This window comes from Aquabacterium sp., assembly GCF_041915145.1.
In the GTDB taxonomy this organism is placed as follows: Bacteria; Pseudomonadota; Gammaproteobacteria; order Burkholderiales; family Burkholderiaceae_C; genus Aquabacterium.
This window is the reverse complement of the sequence record NZ_JAYSBZ010000067.1, coordinates 1-17,293: the sequence shown is the minus strand read 5'-3', so window position 1 is coordinate 17,293 and position 17,293 is coordinate 1. Positions and strand designations below refer to the sequence as shown.

General features: G+C 65.6%; 17 protein-coding genes. 14 read left to right on the top strand and 3 right to left on the bottom strand.

Translation table 11 applies throughout. The features are described from left to right. Both cas1 and cas9 read right to left on the bottom strand, forming a co-directional pair. Positions 1-649: type II CRISPR-associated endonuclease Cas1 (cas1, locus tag ACE3SS_RS12115; RefSeq protein WP_374594257.1), on the bottom strand; the 649-nt coding region annotated here is incomplete at its 3' end. Then, on the bottom strand, positions 594-3,950 hold the full coding sequence (gene cas9 / locus ACE3SS_RS12110) for a type II CRISPR RNA-guided endonuclease Cas9 (RefSeq protein WP_374594255.1): 3,357 nt from the start codon (positions 3,948-3,950) through the stop codon (positions 594-596). The genes cas1 and cas9, both read right to left, overlap by 56 nt. Before the next feature lie 283 nt (positions 3,951-4,233). Between cas9 and ACE3SS_RS12105 the strand changes: the two genes are divergently transcribed. Next, the gene (locus ACE3SS_RS12105) at positions 4,234-5,304 is read left to right on the top strand and encodes a glycosyltransferase family 2 protein (protein ID WP_374594253.1); all 1,071 of its coding nucleotides are present in this window, start codon (positions 4,234-4,236) and stop codon (positions 5,302-5,304) included. Between the two features lie 28 nt (positions 5,305-5,332). Here ACE3SS_RS12105 and fliE read toward each other — a convergent pair whose 3' ends face one another. Beyond that, complete coding sequence (gene fliE, locus ACE3SS_RS12100) at positions 5,333-5,659, bottom strand: flagellar hook-basal body complex protein FliE (protein WP_374594251.1); 327 nt, start codon at positions 5,657-5,659, stop codon at positions 5,333-5,335. A gap of 271 nt (positions 5,660-5,930) precedes the next feature. Here fliE and fliF point away from each other — a divergent pair, with 271 nt between their 5' ends. The 13 genes from fliF to fliR all read left to right on the top strand — a co-directional run. Then, on the top strand, positions 5,931-7,607 hold the full coding sequence (gene fliF / locus ACE3SS_RS12095) for a flagellar basal-body MS-ring/collar protein FliF (RefSeq protein WP_374594249.1): 1,677 nt from the start codon (positions 5,931-5,933) through the stop codon (positions 7,605-7,607). Positions 7,608-7,642: 35 nt separating this feature from the next. Further along, positions 7,643-8,638, top strand: a complete 996-nt coding sequence (gene fliG, locus ACE3SS_RS12090) for a flagellar motor switch protein FliG (RefSeq protein WP_374594247.1) — start codon at positions 7,643-7,645, stop codon at positions 8,636-8,638. Next, a complete protein-coding gene (locus ACE3SS_RS12085) occupies positions 8,625-9,440 on the top strand; it encodes a flagellar assembly protein FliH (protein ID WP_374594245.1) in 816 nt (271 codons plus the stop codon). Before fliG ends, ACE3SS_RS12085 begins: the two co-directional genes overlap by 14 nt. Further along, positions 9,437-10,864, top strand: a complete 1,428-nt coding sequence (fliI, locus tag ACE3SS_RS12080) for a flagellar protein export ATPase FliI (RefSeq protein WP_374594243.1) — start codon at positions 9,437-9,439, stop codon at positions 10,862-10,864. The genes ACE3SS_RS12085 and fliI overlap by 4 nt, the downstream gene beginning before the upstream one ends. Before the next feature lie 11 nt (positions 10,865-10,875). Further along, entirely contained in the window at positions 10,876-11,412 is a 537-nt protein-coding gene (gene fliJ / locus ACE3SS_RS12075; RefSeq protein WP_374594241.1) for a flagellar export protein FliJ, read from the top strand. Positions 11,413-11,424: 12 nt separating this feature from the next. After that, on the top strand, positions 11,425-12,855 hold the full coding sequence (locus tag ACE3SS_RS12070) for a flagellar hook-length control protein FliK (protein ID WP_374594239.1): 1,431 nt from the start codon (positions 11,425-11,427) through the stop codon (positions 12,853-12,855). Between the two features lie 171 nt (positions 12,856-13,026). Further along, positions 13,027-13,650, top strand: coding sequence for a flagellar basal body-associated FliL family protein (locus ACE3SS_RS12065; RefSeq protein ID WP_374594237.1), 624 nt, complete (start codon positions 13,027-13,029; stop codon positions 13,648-13,650). A 34-nt stretch (positions 13,651-13,684) separates the two neighbouring features. Further along, positions 13,685-14,686 carry a flagellar motor switch protein FliM gene (gene fliM, locus ACE3SS_RS12060; protein WP_374594235.1) on the top strand — a complete coding sequence of 334 codons (1,002 nt, stop codon included), beginning with the start codon at positions 13,685-13,687 and terminating at the stop codon, positions 14,684-14,686. Continuing rightward, complete coding sequence (fliN, locus tag ACE3SS_RS12055) at positions 14,676-15,131, top strand: flagellar motor switch protein FliN (RefSeq protein WP_374594233.1); 456 nt, start codon at positions 14,676-14,678, stop codon at positions 15,129-15,131. Before fliM ends, fliN begins: the two co-directional genes overlap by 11 nt. A 13-nt stretch (positions 15,132-15,144) precedes the next feature. Continuing rightward, positions 15,145-15,486, top strand: a complete 342-nt coding sequence (locus ACE3SS_RS12050; protein ID WP_374594232.1) for a FliO/MopB family protein — start codon at positions 15,145-15,147, stop codon at positions 15,484-15,486. Further along, entirely contained in the window at positions 15,483-16,256 is a 774-nt protein-coding gene (fliP, locus tag ACE3SS_RS12045; protein WP_374594230.1) for a flagellar type III secretion system pore protein FliP, read from the top strand. The genes ACE3SS_RS12050 and fliP overlap by 4 nt, the downstream gene beginning before the upstream one ends. A 15-nt stretch (positions 16,257-16,271) precedes the next feature. After that, positions 16,272-16,541 carry a flagellar biosynthesis protein FliQ gene (gene fliQ / locus ACE3SS_RS12040; RefSeq protein ID WP_374594228.1) on the top strand — a complete coding sequence of 90 codons (270 nt, stop codon included), beginning with the start codon at positions 16,272-16,274 and terminating at the stop codon, positions 16,539-16,541. A gap of 1 nt (position 16,542) precedes the next feature. Further along, a partial coding sequence (gene fliR / locus ACE3SS_RS12035; protein ID WP_374594226.1) for a flagellar biosynthetic protein FliR occupies positions 16,543-17,293 on the top strand: 751 nt, incomplete at its 3' end.

Sequence of the window (17,293 nt, the reverse complement as noted above, 5' to 3'; positions counted from 1 at the left end):
TGTGAAACAGGCCGATTGTTGGCAACAGCCCATGCGCAACCAACGCGCGAGCGCAGGCGCCGCGCATGACGGCGTATCCGTAATCAAGTGCTGCGTTGGCCCAGCCTTCTTGCGAGCGGCTGAAGCTGCGCCCCATGACTTTCGGAAAGTAATAAGCGCTGGCTTGCGCTTCCATATTGCCGGTGTCGCCAGATCGAACGCGGCGCGCGTAGGACTCCAGTCGTTCGTGGTCTCCTGCGTGAAGCATCTTCATGCACAAGGCTTGGTTGCCGATCTTGGCTTGAACGATGGTCATCCAGGCGCGTTTGCCGGTGGGCTTGTCCAGATCAAGCTGCAAGCGCAGCATGCGGGTCGATCGGCTGTGGCTTTGAAAGGGCAGGAATACGCCGCTGGGCTGATGGTTGTCGCCCGTTGCATAGAGCCCAATGCCGTATTCGGCGCACGCCGACAGCACGGGGTGCGTGATCGTGATTTCGCGGTTGTTCAGCACGATGACGGCGATGTCCTCGAACGGAACGCGAGCGGACTGTTCCTGCTCGACCACCAGCGCGAAGTTCTCACGCTTGAGCTTAGCCGGCTGGCTGATGATGACGCTACGCCAAACCACGGCGGGTCTCTCTCGGGGCAGGGTAGATGTTGCCGAGAACATCGATATTGAACTTCTCGACCTTGAGGGCTGTTTTCACACCAACACGAATAAGGCCGTCTTTGCCAATGCTCTTGTTTCTGTCCTGCGCCCAGAGATTCAATGCGCCTGTGGAGCGGTCGCATCCAGCGTAATAGCCAAGGTGCAATTCGTTCTTGAGCGTGACGCGTGTTAAGTCATTCGGATGAAGAGAAAAAAGAAACTCATCGTCGTTGACTTGCGTCCATTCGTTCTCATCCTTGAACGCCACAATCGCCCGATCCGGCAAGCCCTTCACTCTGTGATGAACATAAACCGGCACAAGATGAAACTTGCCGCCCGTGTTGAACACATCTACTCGCATCATCGAATCATTCTTCGCAACGCCGCCCCGAATCGGGATGCCGCTCATCTTGTCGATGACCAGCGTGACAGAGCGCACGATGGGGCCGGTGGGCTTGTCTTCCTTGTCCGGCTTGCGTAGTGGGTTGTCGGCGGGGAAGGCCTTGTCACCCTTGCCGCTATGTTCTTCCAGTCGCTTGCGGATGGCCGCATACAGTTTTTCATTGCGGTGCGGGTCGGCCAGATTGTCCAAGTCCTTCAAGGTCAATCTGGATAAGGCTACCTTCTGCGTGACGCTGCCTTCCTTCTTGAGCCGTTCAGGTTGCGCATAAATCGTTTCCTTATGTGCCGCGCCGCCATTGCGCCGCTGCGGTGCGCGCGAAACGAACAAGGGTTTGAGTGCGTTCAGGGCCTCGGTCGAGTAGGTGCCTAGCCGCGCTATCTCCGTCCGCAGTTCATCGACGGAATCTGTCTTGAGGCGCGATTCCAGTTCATGTCGGAAGTGGGGCCACGGCTCAGGGAAGCGCTCCGTTAATCGTTGATGCGCTTCTGGGTTGAGGATTACGCCCGTCTCCGGGTCGGGGAAGCCCTCGCGCAGAAATTCCAGTTCCTTGAGTCGCGCATGGTCAGACAAGCGCTTGACCATGGCATGACTGCAAGCAGCTACCACCGCGGCATCCAGCGCATGATGGCGGTCGCTTTCCTCGCGGATTTTCAGCAGGCCCCAACGAGCCCGCAAAAAGGATGTGAGTTGCCCATTGAGCACCACGCAGCGCCGTGATTCGCTGCCCTCAGCCAGTTGCAGGTATTGCTCCACATAGTTCTTGAAGAACTTGCAGATGTAGCGCGTGTCGTTGAGGTTGCGGTCTTTGAAGCCCTGCGCTTCTTCCGCGCCGTAATTCTTGCGCAGCAGGCGGTTGCGCTTGGCCTGCCGGTAAGACTTGTTGCCGTCCACCCAGGCCTTGTAGTTGCGCCAGCGCTCGCCTTCCTCGCCGCCCGCGAAGCTGGTGAGGTATTCGTAGGCCGTGCGGTTGCCCTTGTTCTGGTTCTCGCGCGTCAGCACCAGCACCTTGTTGTTCTTGCTGTCGTCGTAGCTGCGGGAATAGGGCAGGGCGTGGTCGATCTGGACATAGCTGGGGTCGTTGATGACCCGATCGAGATCGAGTGCGTCCAGCGAATAGGCGCATTTGCAGCACTGCTCGTGATAAAGCAGCCATTTCTCAAGTTCAGCTCCCTTCGGTTTGCGATGGAAGCACGCCTCGAAATTGTTGCGGGCTTTGTCATTGCGTTCACGGTACTCCTTTTGCAGCTTCTCGATGTCTCGGCGTTCGTCCAGCGGACGCGACAAATCCCGCGCCATCTCGATATGCACGGAAGCCGGCGAGCCGTATTCCTTGACGAGCGCATTCATCACCTTGCGAGCTTGGTTCAACGCGCGCAGCACCACGGGGTTGCGCGGCACATCCAGGTCTTCGCGAAACTTCATGCTGCCGCGTTCGTCGCGGCCTTGATAGAACGATGGCAGGAATGTGTTCCCGCCCGCTCCAACTACGTGCCGCTGGCTGTGGTGGCCGTATTCGGGGATCTGCGCCACGGCTTCGTCATAGCGCAGGCCTCGTTCCATGAGCGGAACGATTTTGCGCAGCGCCTTGAGCGAGAGCGCGTGAAACTTGTCGAAGCGAATGCCCATCAGTGCATCGACTGCTTTCTCGCCGCCGGGCAAATCCAGTGCCCGCAAGCGCGGCAGGATGTCTTCGTCGCTCTTGTAGATGCTCAGAGTCTCTGCAATCTCATCGAGCGCCTCGGGCTTGCCATCGAGTGCAGCGACGGAGATTTGCTGCCATTCACGATCCAGCCCTGCTTTCTTGAATGCCTTGCGCAGCTCGTGCCAGGCAGGGAGCTTGACTAGCACTTCATCTTCCGGGTTCTTGGCCTTCTCGTCGTTCTTGCTTGGGTAGGCGAGGCCATTGAAGCGAAAGCTGTCGGGCAGCAGCCCTTGTCCGACCAACGCCTTGCGCAGACTCTTGTAGGCGAACTTTTCGCTTTCGTAGGGAAGCAGCAAGGCCGCTTTGCGCTCATCCTCATTGAGTGGCCGTATCGCGCCATCGACATTGATCTTGAGATTGAGCAGACGCGTCAACCAGACATGCCGCTCCGCCGTGAAGCTGGCCTTGGGCGCGCGGTACTCGTTTGGCTCGAACGTGCATTTGCCCAGCATGTGCAGAACGGACTGCATGGGCTTTTGCTCCCAGAACAATCCACCGCGCTCTCCGTTCGCGCCGCGAATCGCAGCTTCGAGCTGCGCTGTCGCATGCGGGTTGCCAAAGCCGCGCTGCGCCGCGAACAGCTTGGCCAGTTCTTCATCTAGCAGCACACGCGATAGGGCTTTGTCGTAACTGCCCTGTTTATTGCGCTGCGCGTCAGGGAATTCTTTCAGCACCATCTCTGCCGCTGTGCGGTAGTGGTGCTGCTCCATCAATGCCTTTGTATGCGCCAAGCCTTTCTTGACTCTGCCGCCTTCGCTCTTCGCATCGCCTTCTTCCGCTTGCCGTTCTTCGGCTTTGCTGACCCAATGAAAGCCGCGATGTTTGCAAAGGTGGTAAATCACCCGCGCCCATTCCTGCGGTTCCAGCTTGCGGTCCAGACCGGCCACGCGCAGCGTCCAAGGGTTGGGTGCTTCGTTCTCGGACTTCTTGGGTGGTTGCGTCTTGAAGAAGTCCGCGCTGTCTATCAAGCCTTCGCGCTTGAGCAATCGCGCCAGCTTGGTCAAACGCCATGCCCGACGCCAAAGCCGGCGACGCAGCAAGCGTGCGGTGCGTCGCTGCAGGTTGAGCGACTCGCCCTTGTCGGCGGTCTCAGCCTTGTCGAAGGCGCGCACGCCCAAATCAACGATGCGGTTCTCGGCGAGCACAGCCCACCCAACCGACGCAATCCCGATATCGAAGCCAAAAACCAAAGGCCCAAGAACCGGCTTGTCCGCCATGAAAACCTCCCTTATCATCCCGCCCGTTGTAGTTATCCGGGGTGAGAGCCGTTGCTGCAATAAGAATCGAAAGATTCGTACCCGCCCGACCAATAGCTTGCTGTTGGTCGGGCTTTTTATTTTTCAGGCCGGCATATGACGAGTCAACATTCACTATCGATCGTCGATCGGCATTTCACTTTTGCTTCTTTGAAAGCCGGCATAACCACCCCGCAAGAGGGATTTGTCAAGCTTCGGGTTATCCCTCCGATAAAGGGGTGTCGGGTCTTTTCTCTTGTCAGCCATGTCTCAGCCGCCCTCCGCATCTCGCCCCCTCGTCAGCCTCTTCATGTCCACCTACAACTCCGGCGAGCCGGTCTTGCAGGCGGTGGACAGTGTGCTGGCGCAGACCTACCCGAACCTGGAGGTCGTGATCGTCGATGACGGCTCGAAGGACGGCACGCCCGATTTGCTGCGCGAGCGCTATGGCGACCGTATCCGGCTGATCGTGCAGCCCAACCGGGGCATCGCCGAGGCGCGCAATGCCTGCATGGAGGCGGTGCGGGGCGACTACATCGCCTGGTTCGATCACGACGATATCTGCGAGCCGCAGCGCATCGAGTGGCAGGTGGCGTTCATGCGGCAGCGGCCCGAGATGCTGTTGTGCAGCACCGACTTCAGCGCGTTTCGCGACACCGGCGTGGTGAGCGCGTCGCACGCGGCCCATTACTACGCGGCGATTCGCAACACGCCCGGCGGGCTGGCGGGGCTGTTTGGGCAGCAAGGCAGCATCGTGCTGCCGCGCGCGGGCGCGTCCGATCTGGGCGGGCAGCCGGCCGAGGGCGGCGTGCGCTTCAACACGTATCAGGGCCGCGTCTTCAACACGCTGGCGCTGGGCAACTTCGTGCATCCGCCGACCATCATGATGAAGCGCGAGCTGTGGGCGCGCACCGGGCGCTTCGACCCGGCCATCCGCATTCACTGCGATTTCGACTGGCTGCTGCGTGCCAGCCGGCAAGGCGAGTTCGGCTACCTCGACGCGCCGCTGTTGAAGTATCGGCTCTCGCCGGGGCAGATCTCCAACTGGCGCAACACGGTGCAGTCGGCGCTCGACATCTGTGAGGTGATCGAGCGGATCAAGGGGCTGGACGCGGCCTACTTCCAGGCCAACCAGAAGGCGCTGCGCCGTCGCCAGGCCAGCTGGCGCTGCGATGCGGCCTATAGCTTGTCGGAAGTGGACCGCGCTCGCGCCCGCGAGCTGTTGTGGCTGAGTCTGCGCGATGGGTATGTGTGCAAGCAGACGCTGCTGACGGCGGCCAAGCTGGCGTTGCCGCCCGCCGTGGTGAAGCGGCTGAAGTCGGGCGACGCCAACTGAGCCGCCTTCGGGCTGAGGCGCGGCGCGCTCAGACCTGCATGTTCATGATGTCGGTGTAGGCCTGCACGAGGCGGTTGCGTACCTGCACCGCGCCTTGAAAGCCGATCTGGGCCTTCTGCATGGCGACCATGGTCTGCTCCAGGCTGACCGAGGGGTTGCCTAGCGCCACCTGCTGCTGCAGTTGCTCGGCCTGCAGTTGCGACTGGCTCACCGAGCGCAGCGCGCTGGTGAAGGCCGACTGGAAGCTCGCCGGGTTGGCGGCCTGCGTCTGGGCCTGCACCTTGGCGGCAACCTGCGGCATGCCGGCGCGGGCCGCAGCCTGGGCGAAGTCGAAGGGTTGCAGTTTGAGGTCCATGACGGCCCTCCGTGTCGGGTGTGTGACGAAGTTGGCAGTCGTCGCGTCTGCGGGGTTGGAGCGGGCCCGAAAAGGGCTCAAGACCTGCTTCAACCATGCCGAAATCCTATCGCGCGGGTGGGCATCCGAAGTGGTGAACTGAGCCCGATTTGTGCGGCTGTTCGGGGCGCTTTCTGATGGGGGCTTCCGAATAATGACTTCCATCGCGATCTGCGCGTACGACCTGCACTGTCTGCAGGCTTGACGTGACAGTTCGCTCAATTGGTCACACATGGAAGTCACTGCCGCCCGCCCTCAAAACATGCCCGGCACACCGACGCTGATCCAGCCGGTGCCCGAAGGCTTCGTGCAGCGCCTGATGGCCTTGCCGCTGCAGCGCAAGCTGGCGCTCGGTGGCGGCGTGGCCGCGATCATCGCCATCATCATCGCGATGGTGATGTGGTCGCAGCAGGCCGACTACAAGGTGCTGTACGCCAATCTGTCGGACAAGGACGGCGGCGCCATCATTGCGCAGCTGTCGCAGATGAACGTGCCCTACAAGCACGCCGACGGTGGCAACGCCATCCTGGTGCCGGCCGACAAGGTGCACGATGTGCGCCTGAAGCTGGCCTCGGCCGGACTGCCCAAGGGCTCGGTGGTGGGTTTCGAGGCGATGGAGAACCAGCGCTTCGGCGTGACGCAGTTTCAAGAGCGGTTGAACTTTCAGCGCGGGCTCGAAGGCGAGCTGACCCGCACGATCGAGTCGATGTCGGCCGTGCAAAGCGCTCGCGTGCATCTGGCGCTGCCCAACCAGAACGGCTTCTTCCGCGAGCAGCAAAAGCCCTCGGCCTCGGTGCTGGTGACGCTCAACGCCGGCCGCACGCTCGATCGCGCGCAGCTCGCCGGCATCGTCCACCTCGTGTCGTCGAGCGTGCCGGAGATGTCGCCCAAGGCCGTGAGCGTGGTCGATCAGACCGGCGCGCTGCTGTCCGACAACCCCGATGGCTCGAACCAGCAGGGCCTGGACGCGCAGCAGCTGCAGTATGTGAACCAGCTCGAAACCAACTACACCAAGCGCATCCTCGACATCCTCGAGCCCGTGGTGGGCCGCGACAACCTGCGCGCGCAGGTCACGGCCGAGGTGGACTTCTCGCAGGTCGAATCGACCGCCGAAGAGTACAAGCCCAACCAGGGCAAGGAGCCGGCCAGCGTGCGCAGCATGCAGACCAACGAGTCGAACGGCCCGAGCAGCGCGCAGCCCAGCGGCATCCCGGGCGCGGCGTCGAACCAGCCGCCGGTGCCGGCCACGGCGCCCATCAATGGCGCGTCGGCGCCGCTGCAAACCGCGCAAGGCGGCGGCTTGTCGGGCGCCAACAGCCACCGCGAGGCCGTCACCAACTACGAGGTCGACAAGACCGTGCGCGTGACGCGCAACGCCACCGGCAACGTCAAGCGCCTCAACGCCGCCGTGGTGGTGAACCACCGCACCGTGACCGACGCCAAGGGCAAGACCACCACCACCCCGCTGCCGCAAGAAGAGCTCGACAAGCTGACCGCGCTGGTGCGCGAGAGCATCGGCTTCAGCCAGGATCGCGGCGATTCGGTGCGGGTGATCAATGCACCGTTCAAGACCACCAAGATCGAGGAAGACAACACCCCGATCTGGAAGCAACCTTGGCTGCAAGACCTGTTGCGCACGGCCGCCGTGCCGCTGGCGCTCGTGGTGCTGGCGCTGATCGTGGTGTATGGCGCCATCCGCCCGGCCATCCAGGCCGCCCAGGATGCCAAGCCCAAGCTGGACGCCGTGGTGGCCGACGACGAAGCCCTGCCCGCCGTGGGCGAAGGCGGCATGCCCGCGCTCGAGGCGCCGGTGGCCGACCTGCGGCTCGAAGACGCCCGCCGCCTGGCCGCCGAGAACCCGGCCGCCGTGGCCAACATCGTTCGCAACTGGGTGGCCAAAGATGCGTGATCACGCCTGCGTCATGACTCAACCGGGGGCTCATCATGGATGACGAAGGCCTGGAAGACGCCGCCATCTTCTTGATGTCGCTCGGCGAAGAGCAGGCCGCCGAGGTGTTTCGTCACCTGGGGCCGAAGGAAGTGCAGCGCCTGGGTGAAACCATCGCCAAGCTCAAGGTGGTGCCGCGCGAACGCGTCGAGACCGTGCTCACGCGCTTCACGGCCGACGCCGGTGACCAGAGCATGCTGGTGGCCGACACCAACGAGTACGTCAAGTCGGTGCTGCGCAAGGCGCTGGGCGACGACAAGGCCAATCTGCTGATCGACCGCATCTTGCAGGGCAGCGATGTGTCGGGCATCGAGAGCCTGAAGTGGATGGACCCGAGCTCGGTGGCCGAGCTGCTGCGCAACGAACACCCGCAGATCGTCGCGGCCATCCTGGTGCACCTCGACTTCGATCAATCGTCGGGCGTGCTCAAGTGCTTCAGCGAGCGCCATCGCAACGAAGTGCTGATTCGCATCGCCACGCTCGACGGCATCCAGCCCACGGCGTTGAAAGACTTGAACGAAGTGATGAGCAAGGTGCTGGCCGGCGGCGACAAGCTCAAGAAGGCCTCGATGGGCGGCGTGAAGACGGCGGCCGAGATCATCAACCTGATGGGCACCAGCGTCGAGACCTCGGTGCTCGACTACATCCGCGAAGCCGACGGCGATCTGGCCCAGAAGATCATGGACAACATGTTCACGTTCGACGACCTGAACAAGCTCGACGACAAGGGCATCCAGTCGCTGCTCAAGGAAGTGCAGTCCGAGTCGCTCATCATCGCGCTCAAGGGCGCCACGCCCGAGCTGCGCGAGAAGATCTTCAAGAACATGTCCACGCGCGCGGCCGAAACGCTGCGCGAAGACCTCGAGGCGCGCGGCCCGGTGCGGCTGTCCGAAGTCGAGTCCGAGCAGAAGGAAATGCTCAAGATCGTGCGCCGTCTCGCCGACGAAGGCCAGATCGTGCTAGCCAGCGGAGGCGACGATGAGTTCGTCTAAGCGCCCGCCCGTGCAGCCCGTCAACGACGCCCCGCCGCCGCCGCCCGGCAATGGCGCGGCCTCGACGGCCAATCTGTATGCCCGCTTCATTCCGCGCGAGGAGCTGGGCTCGTTCGCCGCCTGGAGCCCCGATGCGTTCGGCGAGCCCGCACCGGCCAGCGCCGAGCGCAAGACCGCGGGCGTGCCGCCGCAGCGCGCCGCCAAGGCGCCCGAGCCACCCAAGCCCGATCCGGTCGAAGAGCTCAAGGCCGCGCGCCAAAGTGGCTACCAAGACGGCTACCGCGACGGCCTGGCCGCGCTCGAGAACTTCAAGCAGACCTTCTCGGCGCAGTTGATGAGCCAGCTGTCCGGCCAGTTCCAAGGCATTTCGGATTCGTATCAGGAGCGGCTCGAATCGCTGGAGCAGCAGCTGTCGGGCCGCCTGGCCGGCGTGGCGCTGGAACTCGCGCGCCAGGTGGTGCGCTCGGAGATCTCGACGCGCCCTGAGCTGATCGTGTCGGTGGCCGAGGAGGCGCTGGCCGCCTTGCTCACCTCGGCACGCCAGATCTGCGTGCGCCTGCACCCCGACGATCACGCCGTGGTGGCGCACACGCTGAAAGAGTCGCTGCACGCCCGCGGCGGCAAGCTGCTGATCGACCCCAACATCACCCGCGGGGGCTGCGTGGTCGAGTCGGACATCGCCATCGTCGATGCGAGCGTGGAGGCCCGCTGGAAGCGCGTGGCCGCCCTGCTGGGCAGCGAAGACGAGTGGCCGCGCGAGCGCGATGGCCTGCGCGACGATCACACCGGAGGCCGCTCATGAACGCCGCCATGCAACAAGACCCCGGCCTGGGCCGCTGGAACAAATTCTTGAACGACCTCGACGCCTGCGCCGCCGCGCCGGTCGAGCTCGAATCGCAAGGCAAGCTGATTCGCGTGGCTGGGCTGGTGCTCGAAGCCGCCGGCCTGCGCCTGCCCGTGGGTGCCGTCTGCGAGATCAGCATGAACAACCCGCTCGACCCGCAGCCGCCCGTGGTGGCTGAAGTGGTGGGCTTTGCCGGCGACCGCGCCTACCTCATGCCCACCGGCGAAGTGCACGGCCTGGCCAGCGGCGCCCGCGTGGTGCCGCGCACCCTGCCGATCAACCCGCCGCTGCTCGGGCGCCCCAACCACCCGTGGCGCCGCAGCGAAGACCGCACGCGCCACCTGCCGATCGGCGACGGCCTGCTGGGCCGCGTGGTGAGCGCCGACGGCGAACCGCTCGACCGCCTGGGCCCCATCCTCGGCGTGCGCAGCGAGCCGCTGGTGCGTCGCCCCATCAACGCGATGGAACGCGACCCGGTGCGCCTGCCGCTCGACACCGGCGTGTGCGCCATCAACACCATGCTCACCGTGGGGCGCGGCCAGCGCATCGGCCTGTTCGCCGGCTCCGGCGTCGGCAAATCGGTGCTGCTGGGCATGATGGCCCGCTACACCCAGGCCGACGTGATCGTGGTGGGCCTGATCGGCGAGCGGGGCCGCGAAGTGAAGGAATTCATCGAGGACATCCTCGGCGAAGACGGCCGCGCCCGCTCGGTGGTGGTGGCCGCGCCGGCCGACGCGCCGCCGCTGGTTCGCATGCAGGGCGCCACCTACGCCACCGCCGTGGCCGAGCACTTCCGCGACCAGGGGCTGCACGTGCTGCTGCTGATGGACTCGCTGACCCGCTACGCCATGGCGCAGCGCGAGATCGCCCTGGCCATCGGCGAGCCGCCGGCCACCAAGGGCTACCCGCCGAGCTGCTTCGCCAAGCTGCCGCAGCTGGTGGAGCGCAGCGGCAACGGCCTCAACGGCCACGGCTCGATCACCGCGTTCTACACCGTGCTCAGCGAGGGCGACGACCAGCAAGACCCGATTGCCGACGCCGCGCGCGCCATCCTCGACGGCCACATCGTGCTGTCGCGCGAGTTGGCCGAGAGCGGCCACTTCCCGGCCATCGATATCGAGCGATCGGCCTCGCGCGTGATGCACAACGTGGCCGCGCCCGAGCACATCGACGCGGCGCGCCGCCTGCGCCAACTCTGGTCGCGCTACCAGAAGGCGCGCGACCTGATCCAGCTCGGTGCCTACGCGCCGGGCCACGACCCCGAGCTCGACCTGGCCGTGCGCCTGCACCCGCAGATGCTCGCCTTGTTGCAGCAAGACATGCATGTCCCCGCGACCCTGCCCGACAGCGTGCAGCGGCTGCGTCACCTGGTATCCGTTTGAGGAGCATTGAGATGTCCGCACTCAAGCCGCTGATTTCCTTGCTCGAAGTAGCCGAGCGTGAACGCGACGAAGCCGTCACCCGGCACGAGCGCCTGCGCCAGGCCGCGCAAGCCGCGCAAGACCAGGGCGACTCGCTGCGCGCCTGGCGGGGCGACTACGCCGCGCGCTGGCAAACGCAGTTTCAAAGCGGCAGCAGCGTCGAGATCATGCGCTGCTATCAAGAATTCATGAGCCGACTCGGGCAGGCGATTGCCGAGCAGGACATCGCCATCGAGCGCACCCGCAACTCGCTCGAAGCGGCCCGCATGGTGCTGCAGGCGCGCGAGCAGCGCGTGGCCGCCGTGAGCCAGCTGATCGATCGTCGCCGTCGCGAGCAAAGCCTGGCGGAAAGCCGCCGCGAGCAAAAGGCCACCGACGAGCAGGCCGCGCGCATGCCGCAACGAGGGCGGTCAGCCGGCGGTTTGGCGAGCTTCGGCGCCTTCGGCAGCTCGCAACCCGGCGCGCTCGATGCGCCCGGCCACACCGATTTTGAACACACCTTGAATTGAGCGGAGGTTGGCATGACGAGCATTCGCAGCAACGCCACGTCGATGGCTTCGTCGCTGAACGCCGCTTCTGCCGGCAACCATGCGGCAGACGGCAACGCGGCCAGCGCCTCGGCATCGCCTTTTGCCGCGCTGCTGCAGCGGCAAGTCGATGCCGACGGCGCCAGCCGCTTGCAGGCCGCGGCGCCCACGCCCGACCGCGTGGCCGAGCGGTCGGTGGAGCGCGTGCGCTCACCCGAGCCGTCACCAACGGCTGCGGCGGCCAGACCGAATGGGGATCAGGCCGGCAAGCCGGTCGAGCAAGCCAGCAGTCGGCCGGCGGCGAAGTCGGCCGACAAGACCCCCGAGAAGGCGCCCGTCAAGTCGTCAGACCAGACCGCCGCGCGCAAGGAAAGCAGCAAATCGGCCGACGGTGACGATGCGGCCAAGCGCCGCGCCGCAGCGACGGACGACCCCGCGACAGCCGACGCCTCGGCCGACGAGGCCCATGGCAAACCCGACGCAACCAGCGCGACCGACCCGCTGGCAGCCTGGCTGGCGGCCTTGCAGGGTGGCGGGCAAGCCGCCCAGGCCGCGCCAGGCGCCCAGGCCCATGGCGCGGCGCATGCGGCTGCGGGGCAGGGGGGCGAGGCGGCGTTGCAGGCGGTTGACGAGCAGGCTGCCGCGCTGCCTGCCGAGGCCCGCCCAGGCAAGCCCGGGGCCAAGAACGAGACAGCGGGCGACTTTGCCGGCGTGCTGGCGGGCGCGGGCCGCGCGGCAGAGGCCGGCAACGCGCCGGCGCTGGGTCTGGCGGCGGTGCACATGCTGGGCCAGGCGGCAGACGGCGCTGCCCTGCCAGGGGCGAGTCAACAAACGGCGAGCTTGGCCGAGGCCGTGCGCGCCACCGGGGGCGAACAGAAACTGGATGCCACCGCGCAACTCGCGGCGCTGGGCGGGCTCGCCGGCGCGGCCACCGTGCACGGACACGACGCGCCCACGGTCGCGGCCCCAGTCGGCTCGCCGGCCTTCGCGGGCGAGCTGGCCGATCAGGTGCAGGTGCTGGTGAGCAAGGCCGCGCTCGAAGCAGCAGCGGGCAGCGTCCACGAGGCGCGGCTGAATCTCAACCCGGTCGAAATGGGGCCCATCGCCGTCCGCATCTCGCTGGACGGCAACCAGGCCCAGGTGGACTTTGCCGCCGCGTCGGGGGCCACGCGCCAGGCGCTGCAAGACAGCATGCCCGCGCTGGCCAGCGCGCTGCACGACGCAGGGCTCACGCTCAGCGGCGGCGGGGTGTCGCAAGAGTTCGCGCAGGCTCGACAAGAGCAGGCACGGCAACCAGGCGGCGAGGGCAGGGCGTCGGTGGCGTCGGTGGCGGGCGTATCCGGCGAGGGCGCGGTGCAGGACGTCTCGGGCGCCGTCGCCAACTGGCTGCGTCGCCCCGAAGGCCGGCTCGACCTCTACGCCTGATCGGCCGGGCCCGCACGGGCGAGTCGGCGCGAGGCTGTGGAATACGCCCGGGTTCGCCGCCCTTATCCTGCTTTTCGCCGGGGGGCGCGGCCCAAATAATTCTCCCAACAGGCTCGCAAGCCCGTGCCCGGCATCGGCCGGGGCGGCGCGGGTCGCCAAGGAGATCGAACCATGTCCAGCGCCGCCGCAGCGCCCGCCGCTGAAGCACCGCCCAAGAAGGGCCCCAAGAAGCTGATCATCATCATCGCGGCCGCGGTGATCCTGGTGTCGCTGCTGGCTGGCGGGGCCCTGTTCTACATGAAGAAGAAGGCCGCCGCCGCGGCTGCCGCCGAGGCCGACGGAGGCGATACCACCGAGGAAACCGTCGCCGAGGCCAAGCCCGAGCACGGCAAGGGCGACCACAAGGCGCCGACCTTCGTGCCCCTCGACCCGTTCACCGTCAACCTGGCCGACAAGGATCAGGACAAGTACCTGCAGGTGGGTCTGACGCTGGAGGTGGGCGACGCCCACGTGGCCGAAGAGCTCAAGGGCTACATGCCCGCCATCCGCAACGCGGTGCTGCTGATCCTGTCGCACAAGACGTCGGAAGAGCTGCTCGAGGTCGAGGGCAAGGAAAAGATGGCCGAAGAGATCCGCGTCGGCGCCGCGCGCGCCATGGGGCTGGACGTCGAAGACACGTCTGCGCCCAAGGAAGAAGCCGTCGACGAGCACGCGCCCAAGAAAAAGAAGAAAAAGAAGAAGGCCGAAGAAAACCCCATTGCCCACGTTCACTACTCGAACTTCATCATTCAGTGAAGCCTTGCCCTGAGCCGTATCGCAAGGAAGCCCGATGAACCAGATCCTGTCTCAAGACGAAGTTGACGCCCTCTTGCAAGGCATCACTGGCGAGAGCCAGAAGCTCGAGGAGGAAGAGGCGCCCGCCGACGGCATACGCGACTACAACCTCGCGAGCCAGGAGCGCATCGTGCGCGGGCGCATGCCCACGCTCGAGATCATCAACGAGCGCTTCGCCCGCAACATCCGCATCGGGCTGTTCAACCTGATCCGCAAGTCGCCCGAGGTGTCGGTGAGCGGCATCAAGGTGCAGAAGTACAGCGCCTTCCTGCGCGAGATCGTGGTGCCCACCAACTTCAACATCGTCACGGTGCGGCCGCTGCGCGGCTCGGGCCTGATCGTGTGCGAGCCCACGCTGGTGTTCGCCGTGATCGACTCGCTGTTCGGTGGCGCGGGCAAGTTCCACACCCGCATCGAAGGGCGCGACTTCTCGCCCACCGAGCAGCGCATCATCCTGCGCCTGGTCGAGGTGATCATCGAGGAATACAAGAAGGCCTGGACGGGCATCTACCCCGTGGAGCTCGAATACCAGCGCTCCGAGATGCAGCCGCAGTTCGCCAACATCGCCACGCCGAGCGAGATCGTGGTCGCCACGTCGTTCACGCTGGAGATCGGCGATTCGAGCGGCACGGTGCACTTCTGCATTCCGTACTCGACGCTGGAGCCCATTCGCGACGTGCTGTATTCGACCACCCAGGGCGACTCGGCCGAGCCCGACCGGCGCTGGGTGAAGTTGCTGTCGCAGCAGATCCAGTCGGCCGAGGTGGAGCTGGTGGCCGAGCTGGCCAAGACCGAGGCCACCGTCGAGCAGCTGCTGGCGCTCAAGCCGGGCGATTTCATCGAGCTCGATCTCGAACAGGTCATCGAGGCCAAGGTGGACGGCGTGCCCGTGTTCGAGTGCACCTACGGCACGTCGAGCGGCAAGTACGCGCTCAAGATCGATCAAATGTTGAATCACCAGTCCATGAGCTGGTTAGGAGAAAACCATGTCCGATGACACCTCCACCGAAGGCAGCGCCGAGCAAGACGCGATGGCCGCGGAATGGGCGGCGGCGCTCGAGCAGCAGGCCGCTGCCGCGCCCGCCGAATCGGCCAGCGAAGTGGCCGAGCCCGCGCAGAGCGTGACGCCCGCGTCGTTCACGTCGTTCGCGCCGGGCACGGTCGTCGCGCCGGGCAACGACATCAACATGATCCTCGACATCCCCGTGCAACTCACGGTGGAACTCGGCCGCACGCGCATCCCCATCAAGCACATCCTGCAGCTCGCGCAGGGCTCGGTGGTGGAGCTGGACGCGATGGCGGGCGAGCCGATGGACGTGCTGGTCAACGGCTTTCTGATCGCGCAGGGCGAGGTGGTGGTGGTGAACGACAAGTTCGGCATCCGCCTGACCGACATCGTCACGCCGTCCGAGCGCATGCGCCGCCTCAGCAAGGGCGCTTGATTCAGGAGCCGCGATGCCATCCGTCGGCCTGTCCGTGCTGTGGTTCCTGGCGATATTGGCGCTGATACCGCTGTCGCTGTGGTGGCTCAAGCGCACGCCCGTGGGTGCCGCGCTGGGCGCGGGCGTGGGCCAGCCGGTCAAGCCGGTGGCGTCGCTCGCGCTCGGCCCGGGCCAGCGCGTGGTCACCGTCGAAGTGGGGCAGGGCGAAGCACGCACCTGGCTCGTGCTCGGCGTGACCGCCGGCAGCATCAACCTGCTGCACAACCTGCCGCCGCAAGCCGCGCCGGCTGACGCCGCGCCGGTCGGGCCGTTTGCCGCGCTGCTGCGCAAGAAGCTGGGTGGGCCCGAGGCATGAGCTCATCGACCGCTCTCGTTCGCCGGGCCCGCCGGGCCCTGTTGCTGGGCGCGCCGCTGCTGCTGGCCAGCAGCGCCTGGGCCCAGCAGGCGCCGGCCGCCACGCTGCCGCTGCTCACCGCGCAAGGCCCGGGCGGCACCAGCTACTCGGTGCCGATCCAGACCCTGCTGTTCTTCACCGTCCTGAGCTTCTTGCCGGCGGTGATGCTGATGATGACGGGTTTCACCCGCATCGTGATCGTGCTGTCGCTCGTGCGCCAGGCGCTGGGCACGCAGGCTGCGCCGCCCAACCAAGTGGTGGTGGGCTTGTCGCTCTTTCTCACGCTGTTCGTGATGGGCCCGACGCTCGACAAGGTCTACAACGACGCCTACAAGCCCTTCGCCACCAACCAGATCACTTTTGATGAGGCGCTGGAGCGTGGCCAGGGACCGATGCGGGCCTTCATGCTCAAGCAGACGCGCCAGTCCGACCTCGGCTTGTTCGTCAAGCTCGCCCGCCTCGAAGGCCCGCAAAAGCCCGAGACCGTGCCGTTTCGCGTGCTGGTGCCGGCCTTCGTGACCAGCGAACTCAAGAGCGCTTTTCAGATCGGCTTTCTGATCTTCATCCCCTTTCTGGTGATCGACATGATCGTCTCCAGCGTGCTGATGAGCCTGGGCATGATGATGTTGTCGCCGGTGCTGGTGTCGCTGCCGTTCAAGCTCATGCTGTTCGTGCTGGCCGACGGCTGGAACCTGCTGCTTGGCTCCCTGGCCGCCAGCTTCGCAACCTAGCGAGAGACCGCCGAGATGGATCCGCAACAAGTCCTCAGCATTGGCCGCGATGGCCTCATGACGCTCATCACCGTGTGCGCGCCGCTGCTGCTTACCGTGATGGCCGTGGGCCTGGTGGTGAGCATCCTGCAGGCCGCCACGCAGATCCACGAAGCCACGCTGTCCTTCGTGCCCAAGCTGCTGGCGGCCTTCGCCACGCTGGCGCTCACCGGCTCGTGGATGATCACGACGCTGGTCGATTACATCCAGCGCGTGATCCAGTCCATTCCCAACGTGGTGGGCTGATGTGCTGACCTTCACCGAAGCCCAGGTGGTGGCGTGGATCACGCCGCTGCTGTGGCCGTTCCTGCGCATCCTGGGGCTGTTCACCTCGGCGCCGGTGTTGTCGATGCGCAGCGTGCCGCGCCGGGTGCGGGTGGCTTTGGCGCTGCTCATCACGCTGGCCGCGCAACCCAGCCTGCACGACACCTCGGGCATCACGCTCAACTCGCCGCTCATGACCGGCGCCGTGGCGCAGCAGGTGCTGATCGGCCTGACCATGGGCTTTGCCGCGCGGGTGGTGTTCGCCGCCATCGAGTTCGCCGGTGAAATGGTCGGCCTGCAGATGGGCCTGAACTTCGCTTCGTTCTTCGATCCCACCACGGGCGGCCAGTCGACGGCGGTGAGTCGCTTCTACGGCACCATCGCCTCGTGGCTCTTCGTGGTGCTCAACGGCCACCTGCTGCTCACGGCGGCGGCGGTGCAGAGCTTCCAGGCCTTTCCGGTGAGCGCCGAGCCGCTGGCCTTCCTGGCCACGGTGCAGCCGCAGGTATGGGGCACCGAGATCTTCCGCCTCGGCCTGTGGATCGCGCTGCCCATCATGGCCATGCTGCTGCTGGTGAACATGGTGATGGGCGTGATGTCGCGCGTCGCCTCGCAACTCAACATCTTCGCGGTGGGCTTTCCGGTCACCCTGGGCGTGGGCCTGCTCGGCCTGTGGATGACGCTGCCGATGATGCAGGTGCCGTTCACCTTGGCGCTGGAGCGGATGCTGGGGT